Annotated in this window: 22 protein-coding genes; 10 read left to right on the forward strand and 12 right to left on the reverse strand. The window is 61.5% G+C overall.

Annotation, left to right across the window (positions count from 1 at the left end; translation table 11 throughout):
- Window positions 1–273 precede the first annotated feature (273 nt).
- A complete protein-coding gene (locus E4633_RS05495; RefSeq protein ID WP_135869230.1) occupies window positions 274–2556 on the forward strand; it encodes a sigma 54-interacting transcriptional regulator in 2283 nt (760 codons plus the stop codon).
- Between the two features lie 252 nt (window positions 2557–2808).
- On the forward strand, window positions 2809–2988 hold the full coding sequence (locus tag E4633_RS05500) for a ribbon-helix-helix protein, CopG family (RefSeq protein ID WP_135869231.1): 180 nt from the start codon (window positions 2809–2811) through the stop codon (window positions 2986–2988).
- A gap of 98 nt (window positions 2989–3086) precedes the next feature.
- Here E4633_RS05500 and cysS read toward each other — a convergent pair whose 3' ends face one another.
- The 6 genes from cysS to E4633_RS05530 form a co-directional block, all read right to left on the reverse strand.
- Window positions 3087–4529: a cysteine--tRNA ligase gene (cysS, locus tag E4633_RS05505; RefSeq protein WP_135869232.1), complete on the reverse strand. Its 1443-nt coding sequence runs from the start codon at window positions 4527–4529 to the stop codon at window positions 3087–3089.
- Between the two features lie 94 nt (window positions 4530–4623).
- Window positions 4624–6312, reverse strand: a complete 1689-nt coding sequence (locus tag E4633_RS05510; RefSeq protein ID WP_135869233.1) for a glutamine--tRNA ligase/YqeY domain fusion protein — start codon at window positions 6310–6312, stop codon at window positions 4624–4626.
- A 56-nt stretch (window positions 6313–6368) separates the two neighbouring features.
- Window positions 6369–6842, reverse strand: coding sequence for a 2-C-methyl-D-erythritol 2,4-cyclodiphosphate synthase (ispF, locus tag E4633_RS05515; protein ID WP_135869585.1), 474 nt, complete (start codon window positions 6840–6842; stop codon window positions 6369–6371).
- Between the two features lie 3 nt (window positions 6843–6845).
- Window positions 6846–7541, reverse strand: a complete 696-nt coding sequence (gene ispD / locus E4633_RS05520; RefSeq protein ID WP_129124814.1) for a 2-C-methyl-D-erythritol 4-phosphate cytidylyltransferase — start codon at window positions 7539–7541, stop codon at window positions 6846–6848.
- A 132-nt stretch (window positions 7542–7673) separates the two neighbouring features.
- Window positions 7674–9062 (reverse strand): L-seryl-tRNA(Sec) selenium transferase, encoded by a 1389-nt coding sequence (selA, locus tag E4633_RS05525; RefSeq protein ID WP_135869234.1) that lies wholly within the window; start codon window positions 9060–9062, stop codon window positions 7674–7676.
- Between the two features lie 223 nt (window positions 9063–9285).
- Window positions 9286–9975 (reverse strand): GntR family transcriptional regulator, encoded by a 690-nt coding sequence (locus E4633_RS05530; protein ID WP_135869235.1) that lies wholly within the window; start codon window positions 9973–9975, stop codon window positions 9286–9288.
- Window positions 9976–10120: 145 nt separating this feature from the next.
- On the opposite strand from E4633_RS05530, the gene E4633_RS05535 reads away from it, so the two are divergent.
- Together E4633_RS05535 and E4633_RS05540 are read left to right on the forward strand one after the other, a co-directional pair.
- A complete protein-coding gene (locus E4633_RS05535) occupies window positions 10121–11173 on the forward strand; it encodes a potassium channel family protein (RefSeq protein WP_135869236.1) in 1053 nt (350 codons plus the stop codon).
- The gene (locus E4633_RS05540) at window positions 11166–11936 is read left to right on the forward strand and encodes a sugar phosphate isomerase/epimerase family protein (protein ID WP_135869237.1); all 771 of its coding nucleotides are present in this window, start codon (window positions 11166–11168) and stop codon (window positions 11934–11936) included. Before E4633_RS05535 ends, E4633_RS05540 begins: the two co-directional genes overlap by 8 nt.
- Here E4633_RS05540 and E4633_RS05545 read toward each other — a convergent pair.
- The 3 genes from E4633_RS05545 to E4633_RS05555 are packed head-to-tail and all read right to left on the reverse strand — an operon-like array spanning window position 11933 to window position 13077.
- Window positions 11933–12412 carry a DUF2127 domain-containing protein gene (locus E4633_RS05545; protein WP_135869238.1) on the reverse strand — a complete coding sequence of 160 codons (480 nt, stop codon included), beginning with the start codon at window positions 12410–12412 and terminating at the stop codon, window positions 11933–11935. The two genes, E4633_RS05540 and E4633_RS05545, sit on opposite strands and share 4 nt — an antisense overlap.
- Before the next feature lie 14 nt (window positions 12413–12426).
- Window positions 12427–12732 carry a putative quinol monooxygenase gene (locus tag E4633_RS05550; protein ID WP_135869239.1) on the reverse strand — a complete coding sequence of 102 codons (306 nt, stop codon included), beginning with the start codon at window positions 12730–12732 and terminating at the stop codon, window positions 12427–12429.
- A 15-nt stretch (window positions 12733–12747) separates the two neighbouring features.
- Window positions 12748–13077 carry a DMT family protein gene (locus tag E4633_RS05555; RefSeq protein WP_135869240.1) on the reverse strand — a complete coding sequence of 110 codons (330 nt, stop codon included), beginning with the start codon at window positions 13075–13077 and terminating at the stop codon, window positions 12748–12750.
- Between the two features lie 431 nt (window positions 13078–13508).
- On the opposite strand from E4633_RS05555, the gene E4633_RS05560 reads away from it, so the two are divergent.
- The 3 genes from E4633_RS05560 to E4633_RS05570 all read left to right on the forward strand — a co-directional run bounded on the left by E4633_RS05560 (window position 13509) and on the right by E4633_RS05570 (window position 19409).
- Window positions 13509–14954 carry a glyceraldehyde-3-phosphate dehydrogenase gene (locus E4633_RS05560; protein ID WP_135869241.1) on the forward strand — a complete coding sequence of 482 codons (1446 nt, stop codon included), beginning with the start codon at window positions 13509–13511 and terminating at the stop codon, window positions 14952–14954.
- Between the two features lie 185 nt (window positions 14955–15139).
- Complete coding sequence (locus tag E4633_RS05565; RefSeq protein WP_135869242.1) at window positions 15140–18697, forward strand: AsmA family protein; 3558 nt, start codon at window positions 15140–15142, stop codon at window positions 18695–18697.
- A gap of 49 nt (window positions 18698–18746) precedes the next feature.
- Complete coding sequence (locus tag E4633_RS05570; RefSeq protein ID WP_135869243.1) at window positions 18747–19409, forward strand: DUF1318 domain-containing protein; 663 nt, start codon at window positions 18747–18749, stop codon at window positions 19407–19409.
- A gap of 455 nt (window positions 19410–19864) precedes the next feature.
- Here the strand turns inward: E4633_RS05570 and E4633_RS05575 are convergent, their stop codons facing one another.
- The gene (locus E4633_RS05575; protein ID WP_135869244.1) at window positions 19865–20338 is read right to left on the reverse strand and encodes a hypothetical protein; all 474 of its coding nucleotides are present in this window, start codon (window positions 20336–20338) and stop codon (window positions 19865–19867) included.
- 86 nt (window positions 20339–20424) lie between these two features.
- Window positions 20425–21126: a RadC family protein gene (gene radC, locus E4633_RS05580; RefSeq protein WP_135869245.1), complete on the reverse strand. Its 702-nt coding sequence runs from the start codon at window positions 21124–21126 to the stop codon at window positions 20425–20427.
- Window positions 21127–21344: 218 nt separating this feature from the next.
- Here radC and E4633_RS05585 point away from each other — a divergent pair, with 218 nt between their 5' ends.
- Together E4633_RS05585 and E4633_RS05590 are read left to right on the forward strand one after the other, a co-directional pair.
- Window positions 21345–21962: a DUF47 domain-containing protein gene (locus E4633_RS05585; RefSeq protein WP_129124801.1), complete on the forward strand. Its 618-nt coding sequence runs from the start codon at window positions 21345–21347 to the stop codon at window positions 21960–21962.
- A complete protein-coding gene (locus tag E4633_RS05590; protein ID WP_135869246.1) occupies window positions 21955–22956 on the forward strand; it encodes an inorganic phosphate transporter in 1002 nt (333 codons plus the stop codon). The genes E4633_RS05585 and E4633_RS05590 overlap by 8 nt, the downstream gene beginning before the upstream one ends.
- A 63-nt stretch (window positions 22957–23019) precedes the next feature.
- Here the strand turns inward: E4633_RS05590 and E4633_RS05595 are convergent, their stop codons facing one another.
- Window positions 23020–23505 carry a DUF2062 domain-containing protein gene (locus tag E4633_RS05595; protein WP_135869247.1) on the reverse strand — a complete coding sequence of 162 codons (486 nt, stop codon included), beginning with the start codon at window positions 23503–23505 and terminating at the stop codon, window positions 23020–23022.
- 145 nt (window positions 23506–23650) lie between these two features.
- Between E4633_RS05595 and proB the strand changes: the two genes are divergently transcribed.
- On the forward strand, window positions 23651–24772 hold the full coding sequence (gene proB, locus E4633_RS05600; RefSeq protein WP_135869248.1) for a glutamate 5-kinase: 1122 nt from the start codon (window positions 23651–23653) through the stop codon (window positions 24770–24772).
- The last annotated feature ends 73 nt before the right edge of the window (window positions 24773–24845 follow it).

Genomic DNA, 24845 nt, shown 5'->3' on the forward strand with positions numbered 1-24845 from the left:
GTGGTGCAACCTCATGAGATTGATGAGAAATATAATCCTTTGATTAAATGTAGTTAAGCTGTTGCAGTCTAAAAACGGGACAAGTATAATGGGGACATAGATAAGAGTTGCGGGGGATCGTAGGATCCCCCTTCCCCTAGCTGACTTGCCCTCCTAGTCGCTAGGGTTTTTTTTGCCCGCAATCCTGCCCCTTCGAGTGTGCCAACTGTTGCACACTTTTGCCGAATCCTATACAATCCGTTCGTCCTGTAATTCCATATCATGCGAGGAAAGATGTACCCGATAGTCACCATTACCGACCAGTGCCGTAAATGCTACTCCTGTGTGCGCAGCTGCCCGGTCAAGGCGATCAAGGTGGAAAAGAGCTACACCGAGATCATCCCGGAACGTTGCATCGGCTGCGGCAACTGCCTGAGCAACTGTCCCCAGCATGCCAAGGTCATCTCCGACAACGTCACCGTCTCCGAGGCGCTGCTTACCTCCGGGGAGCCGGTCATCGCCGTTCTGGGCTGCTCCTTCCCGGCGTTCTTCCACTACTGCTCCCCCGGTCAGCTCTCCGCCGGCCTGCGCCAGCTTGGCTTTGCCGAGGTGCACGAGGGCGCGAGCGGGGTGGAGCTCATCGCGGACGAGTACAAGAACGCGATCAGCAACGCGAACCTGCCGCTCATCTCCTCGCACTGCCCGGCCGTCGTCGACCTGGTCGAGCGTCACTACCCGCAGCTTATCGAGAACATGGTCGGGGTGGTCACCCACATGGTTGCCATGGGGCGCTACCTGAAGCACGTACTCGGCGACCACGTGAAGGTCGTCTACATCAGCTCCTGCATCGCCGGCAAGTTCGAGGTGCAGGCTGAGCAGACCAAGGGGGCGGTGGACGTCCTTTTGACCTACCGGGAGCTCGAATCGATCTTCAAGGAACGCGGCATCGACCTCACCGCGCTGGAAGAGGAGCCTTACGATGGGCGCGAGCCGCACATGGGGCGCGTCTTCTCGCTCTCCCAGGGATCCTTCCAGGCTTTCGGCATCAACCCGGACCCGCTCGATACCGATATCGTAACAGCCGAGGGGGAAGTGAACGTCATGGGGATCATCAAGGACCTGGCCGCAGGGCGCATCAGCCCGAAGCTTGTCGATCTGCGCTTTTGCTACGACGGCTGCATCGGCGGCCCGGGGCGCAACAGGGAGCTCACCGAGTTCTCCAGGCGCAACATGGTGATATCCCATTTCCGCCGCGAGATCCCCTACCGGCTGGCGCCGCACTACCAGAAGGATTGGCAGATCGATTTCTCCCGCACCTTCTCGGATAAGTACGCGAAGCTCCCCACACCCAAGGGTGGGGACGTGAAGAAGATACTGCAGGCGACCAACAAGTTTACCCAGAAGGATGAGCTTAACTGCCGCACCTGCGGTTACCGGACCTGCCGCGAGTACGCCGTCGCCGTCTTCCAGGGGCTGGCGGACCTGGAGATGTGCCTGCCGCACAACCTGCAGCAGCTCGAGGAGGAGCGCGGGCGCCTGATCCAGAAGTACGAGCTTGCCAAGAGGGAGCTGGACCGCGAGTACGGCGACGAGTTCATCGTGGGGAGTGACAGCCAGACCCTGGATGCGCTGGACCAGATCAAGCAGGTCGGACCGACCCCTACGACGGTGCTCATAAGGGGCGAGTCCGGTACCGGCAAGGAGCTCGCGGCGCGTGCGATCCATCGCTACAGCAAGCGAAACGACAAGCCGCTCGTTACCGTGAACTGCACCACCATCACCGACTCGCTCCTTGAGAGCGAGCTCTTCGGTCACAAGAAAGGTTCCTTCACCGGCGCGATAACCGAGAAGAAGGGCCTTTTCGAGGCCGCCGACGGCGGCACCATCTTCCTGGACGAGATCGGCGACATCACCCCGAAACTGCAGGCGGAGCTCTTGCGCGTGCTTGACCTGGGGGAGGTGAGACCGGTGGGTGGCACCGTGGCACGTCGCGTGGACGTCCGTCTCATAGCGGCGACCAACAAATCGCTTGAGGACGGCGTGCGCGACGGTTGGTTCCGCGAGGACCTCTATTACCGTCTGAACGTTTTCTCCATCACCATGCCACCCCTGCGGGAGCGGGTGGAGTCGATTCCGCAGCTTGCGCACCACTTTCTGGAGAAGGCCCGCAACAAGCTGAACAAGCACATCATCGGCATCGAGGAGCGCGCCATCAACGCCATGGTGAAGTATCCCTGGCCGGGTAATATCCGCGAGATGCAGAACGTCATCGAACGGGCGGCGGTCCTGACCCACGACGACATCGTCAAGCTCGGCAACCTTCCCCTTGCCTTCGCGGAAAGCTACGCCGACGAGGGTGAGGATGTCATCGACCTCCGCTCCTTCAAAAAGGAGCGCGAGCCGCACGTACTGCGCGTCGAGAAGAAGCTGATCCAGCGCTATCTGGCGGACGCGGGAGGTAATGTGTCAAAAGCGGCACAACTTGCAAACATCCCGAGACGCACCTTTTATCGTCTTTTGGCCAAGCATGGGTTAAAAGGACGCACCATTCGCGCCAGAGAGGGCGAAGAAGAGTGATTTCACGCAGGGGCGCCGTTGCGCCGGTGGTCAAAATGATACAAATGGGCACAATTACGCAGCGTGTGCCAAAATTGGCGCACTTTGTATACACTGGAACATAACAGGGCTCTAATCCTAAAAATTCGGTATACGTGAAAACAATGACTTAGGCTGGCTGAGTGCTTTTTTTTCGCATTGGCACGCATGTAGCAATAGTGTAGACATCGTGTCACCAAATTTGAGCACTAACCAGAACAAGGAGAATACAAGATGGGCAGAATGAGAGAGAACCCTAGGTACAACGTTATTTCCATGAGGATCAGCGACGCAGAGCGTGAGACCCTTGAGATGATCATGGACACCACCAAGAAGAGCGTTTCCGAAATCATGAGGGAAGCGATGGAACTGGTAAAGGCCAGAAGCGTTGAGATGGGCCAGAAGGCGGCTTAGGCCGCCTCGTAACCTACCCGTACCATAAAAAACGGCCGCGAAAGCGGCCTTTTTTTATTCCTGCGTCAGTGCCGCCGCAAGAGCGGCACCCCCGTCTCCTATTTCACCTTCCAGGTGGTCCCCTGCGGGCCGTCCAGAAGGACGATGTCCTTTTCCAGCAGCATGTCCCTGATCTCGTCGCTGCGCTTGAAGTTCTTAGCCTTCCTCGCCTCGGCGCGCTCTGCGATGAGCGCCTCGATTTCCTCGACCGGGATCTCCATCTCCGAGGTCTTGCGGTCCTTCATCCGCTGCATGAATTCCGCCGGAACCGAGTCGCACACGCCGAGCGTCACTGCTATCCGCCCTATCTCTTCCTTCACGGCCGTGAGGAGCGCGAGCGGTGCGACGGGGAGGGCGCGGTTCACGCTGCGCACCAGGTCGAAGATGTGGCCGAGCGCCATCGCGGTGTTGAAGTCATCGTCCATCGCCTCGGTGAAGCGCGCCGCGATCGTGCCGCACTTCTCCTCGAGCTCGGCGCTCTCAGCCGTGGGGGCGTGGTCGGTGCCTGCGGCGAGGCGTTCGTCGATGCCGGCCAGCGCCTTGTAGATCCTCTCCAGACCGAGTTCCGCCTCTTTCAGGTTCTGGTCCGAGAAGTCGATCGGCGAGCGGTAATGTGCGGAGAGGAGGAAGAAGCGGAGCACCTCGGCGTCGTAGCGCTCGAGCACCTGCTTGATGGTGAAGAAGTTCCCGAGCGACTTGGACATCTTCTCCGAGTTGATGTTCACGAAGCCGTTGTGCAGCCAGTACTTCACGAAGGGCTTGCCGGAGGCGGCCTCCGACTGCGCGATCTCGTTCTCGTGGTGCGGGAAGACGAGGTCTTTGCCGCCGCCGTGGATGTCGAAGGTGTCACCTAGGAACTTGGAGCTCATCGCGGAACACTCGATGTGCCACCCCGGACGCCCCTGTCCCCACGGCGACTCCCAGTACGGCTCGCCCGGCTTCGCGCCCTTCCAGAGGGCGAAGTCCATCGGGTTTTCCTTCTTGTCGTCCACCTCGATCCTGGCACCGGCCTGCATGTCGTCGAGGTTCCTCTTGGAAAGCTTCAGGTATCCCGCGAAGCGCTCGACGCGGAAGAAGACGTCGCCGCCGGACTGGTAGGCGTAACCTTTCTCGATGAGGCGCTCGACGAGCGAGATGATCTCGGGGATGTGCTCGGTGGCCTTCGGCTGGAAGGTCGGGAGCTGCAGCATGAGCCGCGCCATGTCCTTATCGAACTCCTCGATGAAGCGCTCGGAGATCTCGTTGTAGGGGACGCCGTCGCGGTTGGCGCGGTTGATGATCTTGTCGTCAATGTCGGTGTAGTTACGGACGTAGGTGACCTCGAGCCCCTTCGCCTGCAGGTAGCGGTAGATCATGTCGAAGACTACGTTGGCGCGCGCGTGCCCGATGTGGCAGTGGTCGTAAACCGTTACGCCGCAGACATACATGCCGACCTTGCCGGGGGTGATCGGTACGAACTCTTCCTTGCTGCCGGTAAGGGTGTTGTAGACGCGTAAAGGCATGTGTCGGTTCCTCTTTTAAAAGTAATAAGCCGCTTGGGCCATATCTGGTCTTGCTTTTTTAACGTTCTCCCGAAGGGGGAGGGGAGTATGGTCGTTAACGCTTCTGCTCGCTCCAGGAGTCTCTCAAGGTGGCGGTCCGGTTGAAGACCAGCGCCTCGGGACGGGAGTCCTTCATGTCGGGGCAGAAGTATCCCAGCCGCTCGAACTGGAAGCGGTCTTCGATGGTCGCCGTGGCGAGGGACGGCTCGAGCTTGCAACCCTTCAGCACTTCGATGGACTTCGGGTTCAGCGAGGTGCGGTAGTCCGGCTCGTTCTTGCCGCCGGGGTTCGGCGTTCTGAACAGGCGGTCGTAGAGGCGGACTTCGGCGTCGACGGCGTGATGGGCGCTCACCCAGTGGATGGTTCCCTTGATCTTCCTGCCGTCCGGCGCGCTCCCCCCGCGGGAGGCCGGGTCGTAGCTGCAGCGGACCTCGATGATCTCGCCGTTTTCGTCCTTCACGACGGACTCGCACTTGACGATGTAGGCGTAACGCAGGCGGACTTCCTTGCCCGGCGCCATCCTGAAGAACCCCTTGACCGGTTCCTCCTGGAAATCGTCGCGCTCTATGTAGACCGTGCCGCTGAAGGGAACCATGCGGGTTCCCATCTCCGGGTTGTTCGGGTGGTTCGCCGCCTCGAATTCTTCGTTTTCACCCTCCGGGTACCCCTCGATGACCACCTTAAGGGGGCGCAGCACCGACATGGCGCGCGGGGCGCGGACGTTCAGGTCCTCGCGCACCGCGTCCTCGAGGATGCTCATGTCGATGAGGCTGTCGCTCTTGCCTACGCCGATGGTCTCGCAGAAGGCGCGGATCGACTCCGGGGTGAAGCCGCGGCGCCTGATCCCGACCAGGGTCGGCATGCGCGGGTCGTCCCAGCCGTCCACCAGTTTCTCCTGCACCAGTTCGAGGAGCTTTCTCTTGCTCATCACGGTGTAGTTCAGGTTCAGGCGGGCGAATTCGATCTGCTGCGGGTGGCACGGTACCGGGAGCTGGTCGAGCACCCAGTCGTAAAGCGGGCGGTGATCCTCGAACTCCAGGGTGCAGATGGAGTGCGTGATCCCCTCGATGGCGTCCGAGATGCAGTGCGCGTAGTCGTACATCGGGTAGATGCACCAGGCGTCGCCGGTCCTGTGGTGATCGACCTTCTTGATGCGGTAGATGACCGGGTCGCGCAGGTTGATGTTCGGGGAGGTCATGTCGATCTTCAGGCGGAGCACCTGGCTCCCGTCCTCGAATTCGCCGGCGCGCATGCGGGCGAAAAGGTCGAGGTTTTCGGCGACGCTGCGGCTGCGGTACGGGCTCTCCTTGCCCGGCTCATTCAGGGTGCCGCGCATGGAGCGGATCTCGTCTGCGCTGCTGCTGTCCACGTAGGCGAGCCCCTTCTCGATGAGAACCAGCGCGTACTGGTAGAACTTCTCGAAGTAGTTCGAGGCGTAGTACATGTGCTCGCCCCAGTCGAAGCCGAGCCACTTCACGTTCTCCTTGATGGAGTCCTCGTACTCGATGTCTTCTTTCGCGGGGTTCGTGTCGTCGAAGCGCAGGTGGCAACGGCCGCCGAAGTCGCGGGCGAGGCCGAAGTTGAGGCAGATGGACTTGGCGTGGCCGATGTGCAGGTAACCGTTCGGCTCCGGCGGGAAGCGGGTCACGATGCTCTTGTGCTTGCCGTTTTTGAGGTCTTCGGTGACGATGTTGCGGATGAAGTTGGCCGCTTTCTCGACTAGGGGTGTTTCTTCTGTTGTCATATGTGTTGTCCTGTCCGCTGCCGGTACGACCGGCGTGCGTAGAGTTGAATATTTAATTACTTCTTTTGCAATAGCGCCACGGAGTATGCGGCGATCCCTTCGCCTCTCCCGGCGAAGCCGAGTTCCTCGGTGGTGGTCGCCTTGACGTTCACACGGTCTTCCTCGGTGCCGAGCGTTGCCGCGATGTTGCTTCTCATCTGCGCGATGAAGGGGGCTAATTTCGGGCGCTGCGCGACCACGGTGGCGTCGACGTTGCCGATCCTGTACCCCTTGTTTTCCGCGAGATCCATGACGTGGCGCAGGAGTTTCAGGCTGTCCGCCCCTTTGTAGGCCGGGTCGGTGTCAGGGAAGTGCTTGCCGATGTCCCCTTCGCCGATGGCGCCCAGGATGGCGTCGGAGATGGCGTGCAGGAGCACGTCGGCGTCGGAATGTCCGAGCAGCCCCTTAACGTAGGGGACGTCGACCCCGCCGAGGATCAGTTTGCGCCCCTCCACCAGTCTGTGTACGTCGTAGCCGTGTCCGATGCGCATCATTTACTTCTTCTCCTTCAGAAAAGCCTCGGCGAGGATCATGTCCTCGGGAGTCGTGATCTTTATGTTCGTGTAGTCGCCTCTCACGACCTGAACCGGTTTTCCCTGGCGCTCCATAAGGGAGGCGTCGTCGGTTCCGAGAAAACCATCGGCGGCGGCCTCGTCGTGGGCGGCGCGGATCAGGCCGTAGCGAAAGGCCTGCGGCGTCTGGGCAAGCCAGAGCTGCTCCCGCGCCGGCGTCTCGGCGATGACCCCATCGCGCACCACTTTTACCGTGTCCTTGACCGGGACCGCGACGATGGCGGCGCCTGAAGCTTGCGCTGCGGCAACGGACGCTTCGAGCATGGCGGCGGTGACGAATGGGCGCACCCCGTCGTGGATCAGCACCAGGTCGTCCGGGGCGATTCCCTCTATGGCGCGCAGCCCGTTATGGACCGAGTGCTGCCGCTCAGCGCCTCCCGGCACGATGGCCCGCACCTTCGTGAAGCCGTAGCGCTCGACTACCTCGCTGCGGCAAAAGGGGATCTCCTGCTCGGGGGAGACGAGGTAGATGGCGTCGATGCATGCGGCCTCCTGGAAGACCCGCACGGTGTGCGCGACGATCGGCATGCCGTCGAGCGCGAGGTACTGCTTGTTGTACCCCGCCCCCATCCTCTTTCCCATGCCCGCGGCTGGAATAAGCGCGAAAACCCTGGCCAAAAATAACCTCGATCGTGAGAGCAGCTTTCCCGGAGGGGAAAGCGCCGAATTATTGCAGTTTGGCTGTGAAAAAACCAGTTAAATATCACCAAAGTAAGCGTCGGCACGCCACCTGGAGAAGTGATGCGCTGCCTAGCCGGCCAAGGCCGTCAGGGCGGCGGCCAGATCCTGCAGGTCGTCGTCCTGCAGGGTGCGCGGGTCGAGCAGGAAGGCGTTCTTGCTGATCCGGCCGATGACCGGGATCTCCATCCCCCTGAGCCTCGATTCGATGTCGTTCGGCGAAAGCCCCTCTACGGCGACCTCGATGAGCATGGTGGGGAGGTTCAAAAGCGGCAGCGTCCCGCCACCGGCCTGCGAGAACCCGTCGGTCAGCTTGAAGCTGACTGCGTCCGGCGTGCGGCGGCGCAACTGCCCCGCGATCTTCCTGGCGCGGCCGGTGAGCTCGGGGAGCGTCGCCGTCAGCATGCGCAGCGTCGGCACCTCCTTGAAAGCCACCATCTCGTCGCGGTAGAGGGCAAGGGTCGCCTCGAGGCTCGCGAGCGTCAGCTTGTCCATCCTGAGCGCGCGCAAGAGCTGGTGCTTCTTCATCGCCTCGATGAAGGGCTTCTTGCCGACGATGATGCCCGCCTGCGGGCCGCCCAGGAGCTTATCGCCGCTGAAGGTGATGACGTCGACACCGGCGCGCACGAAGTCCTGCACCGTAGGTTCGGGGCAGGGGAGTTTCCCGGAGAGATCGACGAGGTTCCCGCTCCCCATGTCCGCCAGGACCGGGACGCCGGCCTGCTTGCCGAGCTCCACCATCTCCTCCGCGGTTACCTCTTTGGTGAAGCCCAGAACCGCGAAGTTGCTGCAGTGTACTTTCAAAAAGACCGCGGTGTTCTCGTTCACCGCGTTCTGGTAGTCCTTAGGATGGGTCCGGTTGGTGGTGCCGACTTCCCTGAGCGTCACGCCGGAAAGCCGCATCACCTCGGGGATCCGGAACGAGCCGCCGATCTCGACCAGTTCTCCGCGGGAGACCACGGCCTCGCGTCCCGCCGCCATGGCGCTCAAGGTCAGCAGTACCGCCGCGGCGTTGTTGTTCACCACGATGGCGGCCTCGGCGCCGGTCAGCTCGCACAAGAGGGCCTCGACGTGGCTGTAGCGGCTCCCCCGTACCCCCTGATCGAGGTCGAATTCGAGGTTCGAGTAGGAAAAGGCGATGGTGTTGAGGGCGTCGCGAGCGGCCTCGGGGAGGATGGAGCGCCCGAGGTTCGTGTGGATGACGATGCCGGAGCCGTTGATGACCCGCCGCAGGCTCGGGCGGGTCAGCATGCGCAGCTCACGCAAAACCGCGGTGCAGACCGCTTGCTCGGCGAAGGCCGCATCGTCGAGGGAGCCGGCACGGGCTCCGGCACGAAGGAGATCCAGCACCTGGCGTACCGCCTTCAGCACGAGTTCCCTCGGCTGTTCGGAGAGAAGCCGGCGCACACCCTCCCATTCGAGAACCCGGTCCACTTTAGGGATCAATTTCAGCTGCTGCACAAAGCCCCTCCACTCATTGAAATGGCAACGGGCTAATTTAACCCAAAGCGATGAATGAGGCAAAGAAAATCCACTGGTTCGGGGGGGATGAGCCAATTGACCGTGGGATTGAAGGATGAGGAGAGATATTGGCGGTGAGAGCGTGACGAGGCGGAGCCCTGGCTCCAGTACAGGCAAAAGAAAACCCGCAGGGCTTAAGGGCGCCGCGGGTTGGTAGGGTGGGTTAGAGGTCGAGCCCTTTGGTGGTCCACATCTCTGGGGAGTCTTCCTCCTCAATGAGGACCTTGCCGCCGTACTCGGCGTTTTTCTGCACGAGCATCTCGGCCATCACCGGATCGCGCTTGCGGAACGCCTCGATGATCTTCTCGTGCTCCTCCACCGAAAGCTGCATCCTCCCGGGCTTCATGAGCGACGCCATGCGCAGACGCTGAAACTTCTTCAGCAGCTGAGAGATCATGTCGTGCAGTTTGTCGTTGCCGGCCCCTTTGATGAAGAGCTCGTGAAAACTGTTGTGCACCTTGAAAAAGTGGCGCACGTCACCTTCCTCGGCGATCTCCCGCAGCTTCTCGTTTATCGCCTCAAGCTTGTTTATCTCGCGCGTGCTGAGCTGCGCGCAGGCCTTGCGGGCGGCGTAACCTTCCAAAATGCTCTTTATGGCGTAGAACTCTTCGACGTCCTTGGCGGAGAAGCTGGCGACCAGCGCTCCCTTGCGTGGGATGACGGAAAGATATCCTTCGGATTCCAACTGACGGAAGGCTTCCCGGATCGGTGTGCGGCTGATTCCGAAGCGGGCGGCAAGTTCGGGTTCGGCGACCTTTTCTCCAGGCTTGAGAGCGCCCGACATGATGGCGTCGCGGATCGTCTCAAGTATGCGTTCTCTGAGGGTAAGGTGCTTTTCTACGCTCTTCTTCATGCGGCCCCCTTGAATGATCGCCGTATTGTATACAGTATCCAAAGATTGTCAAGAACTTCCCTCTGCAGTTTAGGGGGATGCACATGAAAATGCTTGAAATGTCATGTCGCGGTCTGTATGTTGCGACGCTGAGGGAGTTTCGGCTATGGATCCGGTCCGGCATTTCAAAATTTCCATAGGGGTGTTGCTGCTCCTCCTTACCGTCGGCACCTGCGGGTACATGACGCTGGAAGGGTGGAGTCTTTTGGACGCCCTGTACATGACGGTGATCACCCTCGGTACGGTCGGCTTCCGGGAGGTTCACGACCTGAGCCACGTGGGGAAGATGTTCACCATGATGCTGATTTTCTTCGGGGTCGGCGTCATCGGCTACATCGTGGGCAGCCTCGCCCAGATCATGTTCGAGGGGCAGTTCCAGAGGATCCTCGGGAGGAAAAAGGTGGAAAAGGCGATAGCGGCCCTCGACGGGCACTACATCATCTGCGGGTTCGGGCGCATCGGCTCCCTCATCTGCAAGGAATTCGCAGCCAAACCGCTTCCCTTCGTGGTGGTGGAAAAGGACATCGACATGATCGCCCAGATGGAGAAGGACGGCAACGGCTACCTGTTCCTGCCGGGCGACGCGACCATCGACGACGTGCTCCTGAAGGCGGGGATACGGAAGGCGAGGGGGCTCATCTCGGTGGTCACCTCCGATACCGAGAACGTGTACATCACGCTCACCGCGCGCGGCCTCAACCCGGATCTCTTCATCCTCGCCCGGGCCGGCGAAGAGGGGTCGGAGATCAAGCTGAAGCGCGCCGGGGCGAACAAGGTCGTTTCCCCCTACCTGATCGGCGGCTCAAGGATGGCGCAGGCGATCCTGCGGCCGACGGTGGTCGACTTCATCGAAATCGCCACCGGGCGCGAGCACATGGAGCTGCAGATGGAAGAGATCCTGATTCCGGCACAGTCAGGCTTCATCGGGGAAAGTCTTGCTAGCTCGGGGTTTCGCAAGGAGACCGGCGTCATCATCGTCGGGGTGAAGAAGCAAAGCGGCAAGATGGTCTTCAACCCCGAGTCGCACACGAAGATCGAGGCGCACGACACGCTCATCGTGCTGGGGGAGCCTGCGGCGATAGAAAAGCTCGACCAGTTGGTGCGCTGCGACGGCTGCGCCGAAGAAATGATCAAAAAGCACAGGAAAAAAGATGAATAAGAGAATCTTCGCCCACGTCCCGTTCGCCCAGATCCGTGAGCATCTCCCCTTTGTCATGGAGCGCCGTCTGAGTCCCGAGATTTATCTCTCGGCCGACGCGCTCGACGCGGCCACCCCCGCGCAGCTCGCGGAGACCGCGCGGACGCTTCAGGGTGAGGGGCTTTCCTGCACCATCCACGCACCGTTCATGGACTTGAACCCGGGCTCGCTGGAGCGACTGCTGCGCGACGCCACCATGCACCGTTTCCGGCAGGTGCTCGATGCCGCCGAGATCCTGCGCCCCGAGGTCATGGTGTTCCACCCAGGCTTCGACCGCTGGCGTTACGGCGAGGCAAGGGGGCAGTGGCTTGAGCTGAGCGTCGCGGCCTGGCAAAGCGTGCTGCAGCGGACGAAGGACATCGGGACGGCGGTCGCGGTGGAAAATATCTTCGAGGAGGAGCCTTCAACCCTGCAGGCGTTGTTCGAGGCTGTGGAGGATGAGTCTTTCGGGCATTGCTTCGACGTGGGGCACTGGAACCTTTTCAAGCAGGTTTCCATGGAGAGGTGGTTCGAGGCGCTGGGCGCTCGGATCAAGGAAGTGCACATCCATGACAACGGCGGGACGAAGGACGACCATGCACCTCCGGGAGAAGGGGCCGTCGATTTCGGATTGTTCTTTCAGCTGATGGAAAGGTACGCGCCGGAAGCCGCCTACACCATCGAGTCGCACAGCAAGCCGCATTTGGAGCGTTCTCTCGAGGTTTTACGCCCGTACTTAGCTTAGCCGCGGCGGGAGCTTCTCGAGCGTTTGAGGGCGGTGGCGAGGTAGCCGACGACGCCGAGGTTGACCAGGAATACGGCGACGCGCAGGCCGTCGGGCTTGCGGAAGATCTCGAACATCTCGACGGGAAGGTAGACCGCTCCGGAGAGAAAACCGAACCATTCCGCCCATCTCCTCTCGTGCCACAGCCCGTACGCCTCGATGAGGCGTACCGAGGAGTAGGCGAGCGCGGAGAGCGCGAGCATCCAGAGCTGAAAGTCTGTGACGCGGTTCGCGGCGTCGATGAAGATGCTGGGATAGTGCCGCGCCGGGTTCATGTGCAAAAGCTGCACGAGCCGCACCGCAATATGGTGCAGGTCCTTGTGGACCAGCGACAGTACCCCGCATCCCGCAAGAAGAACCGCCGCCCCCTTCAGGGCCTCGAAGACCGCCACCACGCGCAGTCCGCGCCCCTTCGCACTTCTCCCCTTTGCCGCCATACCCGATCCCTCTTCTAAACCGGCTGCAGCACCTTGAGCGTCACATCTTCCACGAGGTCCTGTACCCGTTCCTTGTAATCGAGCATGTGCGGCGAGGCGAGGTGCGCATGAAGCGCCTCCACGCTCTGCCACTTCTCGATGATGGTCACCACCCTCTCGTCGCGCACCTGCACGGGGAGGGCGGCGTCGATGTCGAGGGCAGGGAAATATTCTATGCATCCCGCCTCGCCCTTCACCTTGGGGACGTTCTCGTTGAAGATTTTGAGGAACGCCTCGCGCGCCCCCTCCTTGACTCGTATCGAAGCCAGTACGCAGATCATGGTTTGCTCCTTTTTTTACCCGCGGAAGATGAAGAAGACCGCCCCGGCCATGCAGAGCCCGGCCCAGAGGTAGTCAAGTTTGAGCGGCTGCCCCATGTAGAAGACGGCGAACGGGACGAAGACGGACAGGGTTATGACTTCCTGCATTATCTTTAATTGTCCCAGGCTAAAGGTCCCAAACCCGGCGCGGTTCGCGGGGACCTGCAGCATGTACTCGAAAAGGGCGATGCCCCAACTGGCGAGGATGGCGACGTAGACCGGCGCGCTGCGCAGGTCCTTTAGGTGGGCGTACCAGGCGAAGGTCATGAACACGTTGGAAAGGATCAGCAGTACGATGGTTCTCATTGCGTTTTCCGGGACGATGAATTTGGGCGGATCGGCCGTGGCCGCCGCGGCGCCGAGCCTGCCGGCAATCAGATGAGCCGGGGGCACAAGGCGAAAGGATAGCACGACAGAGGCGGCAAGTGCAAAGATTAGCGTGGCGCGAAGGATGCCGATGGTCATAGCATGGTTAAAATGTGGCATGAATAATTAACAAAAACATTACTTAAATATCTCTTTGAACTTTCAATTGTTTACATCACGAAAATGCTGTAGTATGCGGGAGTTTTGGCCGTTCCAGCTCCTGTCGTTCTGTCAACCGCGAAGTGATTCAGTGTACTTAGGCGATGCCCTTGGTGGCAGTTGACAGTGGTGCGTCGGGCCTGTGACACTGAGTTTTGCGCCGGGAGCCTCTCGGTACTTCCCCGGCATTATCTTCCGCGAAGGGACGAACTATGAAGATTGAGAAACAGGAAGCTTATTTGAAGGAATGGCAGGGCCATGAGGAGCTTGCCGAGCGCATGCTCCCGATCATCGGTCATCTTTACCGCGACCACAACATCGTCACGACGGTGTACGGCCGCTCGCTGGTGAACAGCCCGACCATTGAGATCCTCAAGGCGCATCGTTTCGCTCGTCAGATCCTCGACGGCGAGCTGACCGTTCAGGAGACGTTCCCCGTTCTCGAGGCCGCCAGCAGGCTGGACCTCGCGCCGGCGCGCATCGACCTCGGCAGGCTGGCGGTCCGCTACCAGTCGCTGCAGGGCAAGGTCTCCGTCGACGATTTCGTCGCGAGCGAGCTCGCCTCGGTCAACACCGGCCGCACCTCGATTCTGGACGAGCCGCAGGACATCGTGCTCTACGGCTTCGGCCGCATCGGCCGCCTGCTCGCCCGCATCCTCGTGGAGAAATCCGGTAGTGGCGAGAAGCTCCGCCTGCGCGCCGCCGTGGTGCGCAAGGGGGGAGCGGACGACCTGGTGAAGCGTGCGAGCCTGCTGCGCCGCGACTCCGTGCACGGCCAGTTCAACGGCATCATCACCATCGACGAGGAAGAGAACGCGATCATCGCCAACGGCAACATGATCCGCATCATCTACTCCGACGCCCCTGAAACCGTCGATTACACCCAGTACGGCATCCGCAACGCCATCGTCATCGACAACACCGGCAAGTGGCGCGACCGCGAAGGCCTCGGCCGTCACCTGAAGGCGCCGGGCGTCTCCCAGGTGCTCCTCACCGCGCCGGGCAAAGGGGACATCCCCAACGTCGTCTCCGGCATCAACAACGAGCTCATCGTGCCGGAAGAGACCATTTTCTCCGCGGCCAGCTGCACCACCAACGCCATCGTTCCGGTGCTGAAGGCGGTGAGCGACAAGTTCGGCATCGTGAGCGGCCACGTCGAGACCTGCCACTCCTACACCAACGACCAGAACCTGATCGACAACTACCACAAGGCGGACCGCCGCGGGCGGAGCGCCCCGCTCAACATGGTCATCACCGAGACCGGCGCAGCCAAGGCCGTCGCCAAGGTGCTTCCGGAGCTGACCGGCAAGCTGACCGGCAACGCGATCCGCGTCCCGACCCCGAACGTCTCGCTGGCGATCCTCAACCTGCAGTTGAAGCAGGAGACCGACGTGGAGACGCTGAACAGCTACCTGCGCGCCATCTCCCTCGACTCGCCGCTGCAGAACCAGATCGACTACACGAACTCCCCGGACGTCGTCTCCAGCGACTTCGTCGGTTCGCGTCACGCAGGCGTGGTCGACTCGCTCGCCACCATCGTGCAGGGTAACCGCTGCGTGCTCTACGTCTGGTACGACAACGAGTTCGGCTACAGCTGCCAGGTCGTGCGCATGGTCCAGAAGATGGCCGGCCTCGAACTCCCCGCACTGCCGGCCTAAGGGCGTCAGAAATAGTTGGAAAGGGAAGGGGCGTCCGGAAAGCGGGCGCCCCTTTTTTCGTCCGGGAAACCGGTTGCCGTGCGTCCAGCCATGGACTCTCTCGAAGCCTCCTCCCGCTCCTGAAGCCTCTCCTTGCCCATCTTGTCGATCCAAGGTAAAGTTCACCCTGCGAAGAAAGGGGTCACATGGGCAACGACGTCGGCAGAAAATTCACTTTAGAAGGGCCGGGAAGGCTCGTAGCTTTTTGCGCTGCCGCGCTAATCGCCCTTATTCTACTTATCTTCCTCGCACTGGAGATCTATCTCGCCACCCCGCTTCCCGCCCGTCAGTTGTCTCGGTTCATCACCTCCACGCTCCACCAGGAATTCACCGTGGCGAAGGTAGGGCTCTCGGGGCGCAGCGTCATCCTGCGCGGGATCCGGTTGCACTCCCCGAAGGGGTTTGCCGGGCCCGACCTCGTCGCCGCCGAGTCGGTCACCGTGACGCCCAAATGGTTGGACCTCTTGCGTGGGCGCCGCAACTTCGAGCTCATCTCCATCGAGAAGGGTAGCGTCGACCTGCAGAAGAACCCGGCCGGCGCCTGGAACTTCTCGGAACTGCAGCGAATACTTGCCGCGCCAAAGCCGCCGGCGCGTCCCGCTCCCGAGACGGTAATCGGAAAGCTCGTGGTGGTGAACGGGTCGCTGTCGGTGCAGGGCGAGGGTGTGCAGGGGATGAACCTGAAGCTTTTCAACCTCGCCACCGGCGGCTCGCGTAGCGCGCAGCTCGACCTCGTCTTCCAGGACCCCGCCGGGAACGCCTACCATTTGGGCGGAACGGCACGCCCGGGCGCCGAGGCCGCACTCGACCTATCCCTGAGCGCCCCCACTCTCTCCCTGCAGCGGGCCGCAGCTCTCTTCAAGCTGAAGACCCCGGAACCGTTCCAGAAGGCGGGCGGCTCTCTTGCCGTTGCCGCGGTCCTCGCCAAAGGGGAACTCCGCTTCTCCGGGGCCTTACGTTTCAGCGACATCCAGCTCCCTGCCGCCCGCGGCAGCAATCCCGTGGCCGGTTCCCTGAGTTTCACCGGGACCTATGGTCTGGCGGAGGACCGTGCCGATCTCGCCGACGCGACTCTCGAGATAAAAAACGTCGCGCAACTGCACGGCGAAGGGAGCGTGTCCGGGGTAAGAAAGGAGCGCGAGTTCGCCCTTCTCTTCGCCGTGGACCGCGTGGACCTCGCCCTTTTGAACGCCATGTTGGCGGACAAGGCCCGTGGCGGACTTCTCTACAGCGGACAACTGCGCTGCGAGTCGCTACGCGTCGAGGGAAGTGCCAGTCGCGGGGTGGAAAGTGCTGCAGGTGTCCTTGTCCTCGAGGAGGGGAGCCTTGCCAAGGGAGGGGAGACCCTGGTGAGCGGACTCTCGGGAAAGGCGAACATCGCCCGCAAGGAAGGGGGCGTCGCGCTGGCTGGGAGGCTCTCGGCGCCTCAGGCAACCGGCAAGGCCCTGGTCGACGCCCTCGAGATCCCCTTCGCTCTCGTCCTTTCCCCGAAGCTTAAGCCGGTGCGCTTTGAAAGCAGCAAAGCGAGCGCGCGCCTGATGGGTGTCCCCGCAACGGGCGATCTTTCCTTCGATACCGCGCGTCCGGAGCCCATCTCGGCATCCCTGAAGATCGGCGAGGCAAAGGTCTCCTCGCTCAACCCGCTGTTGAAGCGCTACGGCGTCGAGGCCGGTACCGGAGTCCTTTCCGGGACGCTCACCGCAAGCGGCAAGGGAGGGAGTGACTTCACCGCCACCGCAAAACTGTTCCTCTCCGGCGTCTCCGCAAAAAGAGGGAAGACGTCGGCCGCCATCAGGGACGGCGCGGTTACCGCGCAGCTCGGCCGCCGCGCCGGACGGCTGGCAGCCTCCGGTGACGCACGTCTTACCGGTCTCACCCTGGACGGCAAGGGTGGAGATGCCCGCCTCGCCTATCGGGTTGACGGAACCAAGCTCACCCTCGAGGGGGTGCAGGGACGGCTGGGGGACGCTCGTCTTGCCATCGAGCGTCTGAGCGGGGAGCTCCCTCCCAAGGGGGCAACTGGCCCTACCTCGTTGGCTTGGGATCTGGAAGGGGGGGCGCTGAGGCAGGGAGAGCTTGACCTTGCCGGTGTGGCGGGGCGCTTCAGGGGACAGATGGTGCGCTCCGGGGAGGAGCGCTGGCTGGAAGGAAAAGCCCAGGTCTCGACCCGGGCGGTAACACTCAAGGGGAATGGGATCGGTGCCCCAGCTTTGCAGGCGGTCTTCTCCAGGGAAGGGGGAAAAGCAGAGGTAAGCGGTTCGCTCCTGGGAGGAAAAGTCACGGGGCAGGCTAAGTTCCGCCCCTTCACCCCGGACATGGTCCAGTTCTCTCTCTCCCTTACCGGTGCTGCGGTAGTCCAGGCGGCCGGTTTTCTAAAGAAAGACGCGGCGACAAGGCCAACCGGCGGGGAGGTCGACCTGCGTGCGAGCGGCAGCTACGCGGGGCAAAAGGGACTCGACTGCCGCTTCGATGTCAAAGGACGCAACCTCTCGGCGTCCAAGGACGGCAAGCGCGCCCTTTCCGGGGGATCGCTTTTCCTCTCGGGGAGCTACGCGTCGGGGAAACTGTCCATAGGAGAGGGGCTCCTCTCTCCGGGTAAAGGGGTCGCCTTGCGGGTGCGGGGCGAGGTGGCGCGTGCAGCGTCGCCGGGTCGGGAGGGCACCCTCGCCTTTTCCCTTCCCGAGACCCCGGTCGATGCCATCGTCGACACCGCCATCAACCTGATGCCGCAAGCCATACAGGAGGCGACCCTTAAGGGAACGCTCTCGGGTGGCGGGAAGCTCGAGCTGCGGGGCGGACGGCAGCTCCTCGAGGGTCGGGTGGAGGTCCATGGCGGCGGCATCGATGCTCCCTCCCAGAAGCTCACTATTTCAGGCCTCGACGGAACCCTCCCGGTTTCCATGGATTTCTCGGCGAAGACCGCACCCAGGCCCCGCGACAGCAGGGAGTTCAGCCGTGGCAACTACCGGCGCGTCTTAGAGGAACTCAAAGGGATGTCAGCAGGAGGCAATGCGCTAAACATCGACCGTATCTCCTACGGAACGCTGCAGCTCGAAAAGCTCGCCCTGCAGTTGCGCGCGTCCAACGGAGTGATGGAAGTGCTCCCCCTGCGTGCGACGCTCTACAAGGGCGCCATCCTCGGGACCGGTTATCTTGCCATGGGGGCCAAGGCGGTTTACCGGGCCGACCTCTTGGTGAACGGGGTGAGCCTGAAACAGCTATGCGGCAGCATCCCGAGTGTCCAGGGGTACATCTCGGGGAAGGTGGACGGCGTCATCAGCTTCCGCGGCGCCGGGGGGGGCGTCGACGGCACCGCGGGTTTTGTGGAACTGTGGGCCCGCGAAGGGAAGGAAGAGAAGATGTTGGTCAGCAAGGAGTTCCTGCAGCGGCTGGCGAAGCAGAAACTGAGCGGGTTCTTTTTAAGCCGCGATCGCCCCTATGACGCGGCGGAGATCAAGGCGACCCTGCAGGACGGCGACCTCACCTTCAATACCTTGAGGATCGTCAACACCAACTTCGTCGGGGTAAAGGATCTGAACGTGAATATAGCGCCGACCCAGAACCGCATCGGCCTTGGCCATCTCCTGGAGTCGATCAGGGAGGCTGCGGTGCGCGGCAAGCCGGCAACCGGGGAGCCGGAGCAGAAAAAGGGCGCGGCAACGCCACCGCCGGAAGCAGCGCCTGAGTTCAAGTGGGAAGAGTGAAGACGCTGTGCTATATTCATGAACGACGATACTAACGCTGGAGGCCTTTATGAAAACGAAACTGATCAAGCTGCTGTTCTCTGTCTCCTGTATTTTCCTTGCCGCGTGTGCGGTGATCACGGTGAACGTCTATTTTCCGGAGAAGGCGGCCAAGGAGGCGTACAAGTCTCTTGACGACATGCTGCTGAAAACCGGTGAGGCTCCCGGCGGCCAGAAAGTTCCTCCCGGGGTGCCGCCTGCCGCGCCGCAGGACAAGCCGCAGAGCCGCGTTTTCGGTTTCTCCCTGGTCACCGCGGCGTATGCGGCCGACACCGATGCCGACGCCGATGCCCTGGCGGTGGAGCTCTCGAGCATGCCCGAGGTGCTGAAGGCCTACGACGACATGAGCAAGCGGCTCCCGCGGCTTAACACGCTTTTTGCCAGTGGCGCCGTCGGTCTCTCCAAGCAGGGGCTCGTTGTGATACCTCCTTCGGCCAAGGGGAAGCTCGCCCCGCAGGACGAGGCGCTGGTCTCCTCGGAAAACCAGAGCCGCAAGGTCGTCGTGACGAGCATGGCGAAGGCGATTCTCAAGCTGCAAAAGCAGAAGGAGAGCAAGGAGGCGATGAACCAGGTATTGGGGAAAGCGGCCACGACATTCGCCGAGACGAAGCGTGAAGCGGCCCAACCCGGATGGTGGATGCAACTGCAAAACGACCGCTGGGTGCAGAAGTAGCGGCAAACTGAGCGAAAAAAGAGAAATCAGACTGAGGAGGCCACGTGCGATCACGTGGCCTCCTTTTATTTCTGCCTTCTAGGTGAGACGGGAAGCCGGTTTGTGGGGGGGGGCAGGTGTTGTGACGTGGTGTGCAAGTTCTGAACGCCTGTTCAAAAGCTGCAAAACCTCAAAGTTACTGGGGTTTAGCGTGGATAGGCGGCGCTGCCCAACCTTTGCTGTGCAGAAGTTGAACTTTGTCGGTTGGCTGACCGTTCGATGCACGTTAGATTTTTTGCTTTATAAATCAGCAGCTTTCGAGAAAATTTGCCTGTCGGCATATTTGGCATCGCTCTTGTAATAAGAAAGGCAAGAGCGGACGAAACGAGCCGCTCGACCAAACAAAACCCAACTTTTGCGCCGACGGTGGAGTCCTCCTTTCGCTTCGGCGCTTTTTTTTGTCCGGATTTCGCCTTTCAGGCGAAGAGCAGCCTTCCAAGCTTCGCTTTCGCCGTTTCTCCGGAAAGATCGGGGACGATTTCCAGCTCGAGCGCCGTCACCCCGGCCAGTTCCACCTGGTATTCCTCCTGTTCGACCGTGGTGCCGGGAGGGGCGAAGGTGAACTGCTGCCGCACGATCTCACGGAAGGTATCGCCTCCGTCCTGGGCGTAGCGCAACACGAACTCCTGGGTCCTGCCGACCTCTTCCTCGCTGATGAGCAGGTAGATCCGGGCGATCCTCTGGGGATGGTCGAACAGCACGCGGATCCGCTGGAGCCCTGGTGCGTCGGCACACCACCCTGGGGCGCCGATGGGCTGCAGCGCCGATTCGATCGGCTGCAGCGGGTCCTCTGAGGTGATCTCGACCCGCGCGATGCTCTCGAGATCCAACCAGTCAATGCCCTTCTTGGTGGGGTCCTGGCTCTCCTGCGTAACGATTGATTTGCGCATGTCTTCTCCTTTATGTGCTTTGGGCTCTCGTAAAGAAGTACCCGCCTTGAAAGAGTGCGACCGTGTCCAGCATGGAGCCTCCCGTGTCAGTACTGGAGCTGCCCGTGGTCGGCAAAACTGTAGAACTCGTTTTCCCCGATGATGATGTGGTCGAGCACGCGGATCCCCATGAGCTGTCCCGCATCGCAGAGACGACGGGTAACCTCGAGATCCTCGGGGCTGGGCGTCGGGTCGCCGGTCGGGTGGTTGTGCAGAAGGATCATCGCCGCCGCGGACTGGCGCACTGCAGCGTTGAACACCTCGCGGGGGTGCACGATGCTTTGGTTCAGCGATCCCTCCGAGATCTGCGCACGGGTGATGATGCGGTTTTTGCCGTCGAGCAGGAGCACCATGAAATGTTCCGTGTGGCGGTCCCGGAACTCGTGGTTCAGTTGTTCGAAGACCTGGGAGGCGGAGGTGAAGCGGACCAAGGACTCGATGGGGCGCCCCTCCTTTTCGCGGATGCGCCTTGAGAGGTCGAGGGCGGCGAGGATGCAGGTGGCCTTGGCCGGACCGATCCCCTTTACCTGCTGGATCTCCCGACACGAGGCGTCAGCAAGGGCGCGCAGCGATTTGAACTGGAGCATGAGCTCGCGGCCGAGGTCGAGGGCGCTGCGACCGCTGGCGGCGTCCCCGCTGCCCAGGATCAGCGCGAGCAGTTCGGCTTCGGACAGGGCCGAGGCCCCTTTCCGCATCAGCTTTTCCCGGGGGCGTTCCGCCTCGGGCCACGATTTGATACCGCCGCTCATGTGTCCTCCGGGACCACGGTGTCAAAAAAATTAAGGATAAATAATACACGGGCGTCGGCGTGGCGCCAGTCCCTCTGGGCGCCCAATGGTAAACGCCGAGTCGCTAATTAACGTGGTTGCATTACGTAATTCATTGTTTAATATTTGTCGCGGATGTGCTATATCTCCCCAGTTTGCAACTAGATTCGGCCTGGGGCCGACACCGATCGGAGGATTAAATGTTTGGGTTGATACCGAAAGATGAAAAGTTTTTCGCCATGTTCAGGGATATGTCTCACAACATCATCGAGGGGGCGCAACTCCTTAAGGACATGCTGGACAACTTTGACGATCCGGTGGCCAGCCAGCGCAAGATCAAAGAGGTCGAGCACAAGGGCGACACCATCACCCATGACATCATCAAGAAGCTGAACAAGAGCTTCATCACCCCCTTCGACCGCGAGGACATCTACGCTCTCTCCTCGGCCCTTGACGACATCCTCGACCTGATCGATGCCTCTGCGCAGCGCTTCGTCATGTACAACGTCACCAAGCCGACTCCCGAGTCGAAGGAACTCGCCTTCCTGATCCTCAAATCCTGCCAGACCATCGACAAGACTGTCGCCCTGCTTGGCGGCAAGCTCGAGCCGATCAGCGCTTACTGCATCGAGGTCAACGCCCTGGAGAACGAGGCGGACCGCGTCTGCCGTGAGGCGATCAGCCGCCTGTTCGCCGAGGAGAAGGATCCGATCCAGCTCATCAAGTGGAAGGAGATCTACGAGACCCTCGAGACCGCGACGGACAAGTGCGAGGATGCCGCGAACATCCTGGAAAGCGTGGTGGTAAAAAATGCCTGAGGTCACCCTGGTCCTGCTGGTCGCGGTCATCGGCGCGGCCTTGTTGTTCGACTACATCAACGGTTTCCACGATACCGCCAACGCCATCGCGACCTGCGTTTCGACGCGGGCCCTCACCGTAAGGACTGCCATCTTCATGGCCGCGGGGCTGAACTTCGTCGGGGCGATGATCTCGACCAAGGTGGCCGCGACCATCGGCAAGGGGATAGTGGACGCCAACAACATCACCCAGGTGGTGGTCTTGGCCGGCATCTTCGGGGCGATCGTCTGGAACCTGATCACCTGGTACTACGGCCTTCCCTCCTCTTCCTCCCACGCCATCATCGGCGGACTGGCGGGGTCGGTGGTGGCCCATGCGGGGACTTCCGCGCTGCACTGGGCGGGACTCAAGAAGATCATCACCGTCCTCATCGCATCCCCGATCGTCGGCGCCTTCTTCGGCTTCATGTTCATGGTGGGGATGATGTGGGTCTTTAGGAACAAGGCTCCCTACAACCTGAACAAGGTGTTCCGCAAGCTGCAGATCTTCTCCGCCGCGGTGATGGCCTTCTCGCACGGCACCGCTGACGCCCAGAAGTCCATGGGGGTCATCACCATGGCCCTTGTGAGCTACGGCTCCCTCGCCACCTTCGACGTTCCCAACTGGGTCAAGATCTCCTGCGCCGTGGCTATGGGCCTTGGCACCGCCGCTGGCGGCTGGAGGATCATCAAGACGGTCGGGCACGACTTCGTGAAGCTGCAGCCCGTGCACGGCTTCTGCGTGGAGACCGCTTCCGCCGCGGTCATCCTGGGCGCCTCGGCCATGGGGCTTCCCACCTCGACCACGCACGTCATCACCTCTTCCATTCTCGGCGTGGGGCTCTCGAAAAGGATCTCTGCGGTGAACTGGGCGGTCGCCTACCGCATCGTTCTGGCGTGGATCATCACCATACCAGCATCGGCCTCGGTCGGCTTTGTCAGCTACACCGTTTTCTCGCCGTTTCTGGGTAAGTAAAGCAGGAAGGAAATCGGGATGTGAATCGGGGGTGGCTGCGAGGCTGCTCCCGATTTTTTTTGGCTATTCCAGCTCTTCGCCGACCTTGTCCATCTCTTCGGCCTGCTCGGCCTGGGTGGCGTCCTTGGCGCGGAAGCGGAGCACCAGGTAATAGCAGAGGAAGTAGGCAACGACGGCGGCGACGAAGCCGAGGATGGAGGAGCCGAGGACCAGCGACTTCGCGTAGCGCTCCAGGTTGTGCCATTCGAGCGCGCCGGAAACGGGTAGTTCCTTGATGGGGCGGCCGCGCAGGAAGGCCCCCAGCTTGTAACTGACGCCGAGAACGGGAACCATCGTGATGGGGGTGTTGACCCACGCGCCGGTGATGCAGGTGAGCTTGTTAAGTCGGAAGAGAAAGGCGGCGGCTACGGCGAGTGCGGTGTGGAGGCCGAAGAACGGGGTGAAGCTGATGAAGACGCCGACAGCAAACCCGGCGGCGATGTGCCCCGGATGGTTGTCTAGCGAAAGAATGCTGTAAATTCGTTTTTTCCACAGCTCTTTGTTCAGCAACAGTCACCTCGAGAATGTCGCACAGTCTAAAGACCGCCCCGGTCTTTGTCAATGAGTTTGAACCGTGGCTTTCCTTAAGAAAATTGCCACGGAGTATGAATCGTGTTAGTATCCTGGCCTTTACTAAACATTATCGGAACCCGGAATGCGTAAAGAACTGCTCAAAAAAGTTAAGAGAATAGTAGTGAAGATCGGCTCCGGTGTCTTGACCTGTGAGGATAACGGGGTCGATCCCGTATTCCTGAACGGTCTCGCCTCACAGATCGCGGGGCTGCGCGCGAAGGGGATCGAGGTGGTCGTGGTCTCCTCCGGTGCGGTGGCGGCAGGGCGTCCCGCCCTCGGGCTGCCGGATCGGCCGCGCACCCTTCCGCAGAAGCAGGCCGCAGCAGCCGTCGGGCAGTCCCGCCTGATGCGTGCCTACGAGGAGGCCTTCTCCGGATACGACCTGAAGGTCGCCCAGATCCTCTTGACCCGGGACGACCTGGCCAACCGGCGCCGCTTCCAGAATGCGCGCGGCACGCTCGACACGCTGCTTTCCTGCGGCATCATCCCGGTCATCAACGAGAACGACACGGTCGTCGTCGATGAGCTGAAGTTCGGCGACAACGACAACCTCTCCGCCCTCGTCACGAACCTCGTGGAGGCGCAGCTCCTCCTGATCATGACCGACATCGACGGTCTCTACACCGCCGACCCGCGTACCGACCCGGCGGCGACCCTCATCCACCAGGTGGGGGCGGTGACCCGGGAAATGGAGCGCGGCGCGGGGGGGAGCGGCACGAGCGTCGGGACCGGCGGCATGGCCACCAAACTCGCGGCGGCCAAGAAGGTGGTGAAGTCGGGCGTCGCCGCCATCATCTTCGCGGGGAAGGGTGAGGGGAACCTCGCCCGCGTCATGAGCGGGGAGCTTGTCGGTACGCTGTTTCTGCCGGCAGGAGAAGCGCTGAACCGCCGCAAGCACTGGATCGCCTTCACCATCAAGCCCGCGGGTAACCTCGTCGTCGACGCCGGCGCCAAGGGGGCCCTCGCCACGCACGGCAGGAGCCTACTCCCGTCCGGGATCGTGAAGGTCGAGGGGCGCTTCGCCCGCGGGGCCTGCGTCAGGGTCCTCGACGTAGAGGGGAACGAGTTCGCCCGCGGCATCGTTGATTACTCGAGCCAGGAGATCGAGAAGATCTGCCGGCACAAGAGCGGCGAGATTGAGGAGATCCTGGGCTTCAGGTACGGGGACGACGTCATCCACCGGGACAACCTGGTCATACTCTAGAAAACGTTCTACGTTCTGCGTTCAACGTTCTACGTTACAATCTGAACCCCCTCGCCCTCCGGGAGAGGGTCGG

Source organism: Geomonas terrae, assembly GCF_004791675.1.
Taxonomy (GTDB): domain Bacteria; phylum Desulfobacterota; class Desulfuromonadia; order Geobacterales; family Geobacteraceae; genus Geomonas; species Geomonas edaphica.

Excerpts from the sequence above, each read along its gene's own strand:
- E4633_RS05495 (WP_135869230.1), top strand. The coding sequence starts at position 274 with ATGTACCCGATAGTCACCATTACCGACCAGTGCCGTAAATGCTACTCC.
- E4633_RS05500 (WP_135869231.1), top strand. The coding sequence starts at position 2,809 with ATGGGCAGAATGAGAGAGAACCCTAGGTACAACGTTATTTCCATGAGG.
- cysS (WP_135869232.1), bottom strand. The coding sequence starts at position 4,529 with ATGCCTTTACGCGTCTACAACACCCTTACCGGCAGCAAGGAAGAGTTC.
- E4633_RS05510 (WP_135869233.1), bottom strand. The coding sequence starts at position 6,312 with ATGACAACAGAAGAAACACCCCTAGTCGAGAAAGCGGCCAACTTCATC.
- ispF (WP_135869585.1), bottom strand. The coding sequence starts at position 6,842 with ATGCGCATCGGACACGGCTACGACGTACACAGACTGGTGGAGGGGCGC.
- E4633_RS05530 (WP_135869235.1), bottom strand. The coding sequence starts at position 9,975 with ATGAAGAAGAGCGTAGAAAAGCACCTTACCCTCAGAGAACGCATACTT.
- E4633_RS05535 (WP_135869236.1), top strand. The coding sequence starts at position 10,121 with ATGGATCCGGTCCGGCATTTCAAAATTTCCATAGGGGTGTTGCTGCTC.
- E4633_RS05540 (WP_135869237.1), top strand. The coding sequence starts at position 11,166 with ATGAATAAGAGAATCTTCGCCCACGTCCCGTTCGCCCAGATCCGTGAG.
- E4633_RS05545 (WP_135869238.1), bottom strand. The coding sequence starts at position 12,412 with ATGGCGGCAAAGGGGAGAAGTGCGAAGGGGCGCGGACTGCGCGTGGTG.
- E4633_RS05550 (WP_135869239.1), bottom strand. The coding sequence starts at position 12,732 with ATGATCTGCGTACTGGCTTCGATACGAGTCAAGGAGGGGGCGCGCGAG.
- E4633_RS05555 (WP_135869240.1), bottom strand. The coding sequence starts at position 13,077 with ATGAGAACCATCGTACTGCTGATCCTTTCCAACGTGTTCATGACCTTC.
- E4633_RS05560 (WP_135869241.1), top strand. The coding sequence starts at position 13,509 with ATGAAGATTGAGAAACAGGAAGCTTATTTGAAGGAATGGCAGGGCCAT.
- E4633_RS05565 (WP_135869242.1), top strand. The coding sequence starts at position 15,140 with ATGGGCAACGACGTCGGCAGAAAATTCACTTTAGAAGGGCCGGGAAGG.
- E4633_RS05570 (WP_135869243.1), top strand. The coding sequence starts at position 18,747 with ATGAAAACGAAACTGATCAAGCTGCTGTTCTCTGTCTCCTGTATTTTC.
- E4633_RS05575 (WP_135869244.1), bottom strand. The coding sequence starts at position 20,338 with ATGCGCAAATCAATCGTTACGCAGGAGAGCCAGGACCCCACCAAGAAG.
- radC (WP_135869245.1), bottom strand. The coding sequence starts at position 21,126 with ATGAGCGGCGGTATCAAATCGTGGCCCGAGGCGGAACGCCCCCGGGAA.
- E4633_RS05585 (WP_129124801.1), top strand. The coding sequence starts at position 21,345 with ATGTTTGGGTTGATACCGAAAGATGAAAAGTTTTTCGCCATGTTCAGG.
- E4633_RS05590 (WP_135869246.1), top strand. The coding sequence starts at position 21,955 with ATGCCTGAGGTCACCCTGGTCCTGCTGGTCGCGGTCATCGGCGCGGCC.
- proB (WP_135869248.1), top strand. The coding sequence starts at position 23,651 with ATGCGTAAAGAACTGCTCAAAAAAGTTAAGAGAATAGTAGTGAAGATC.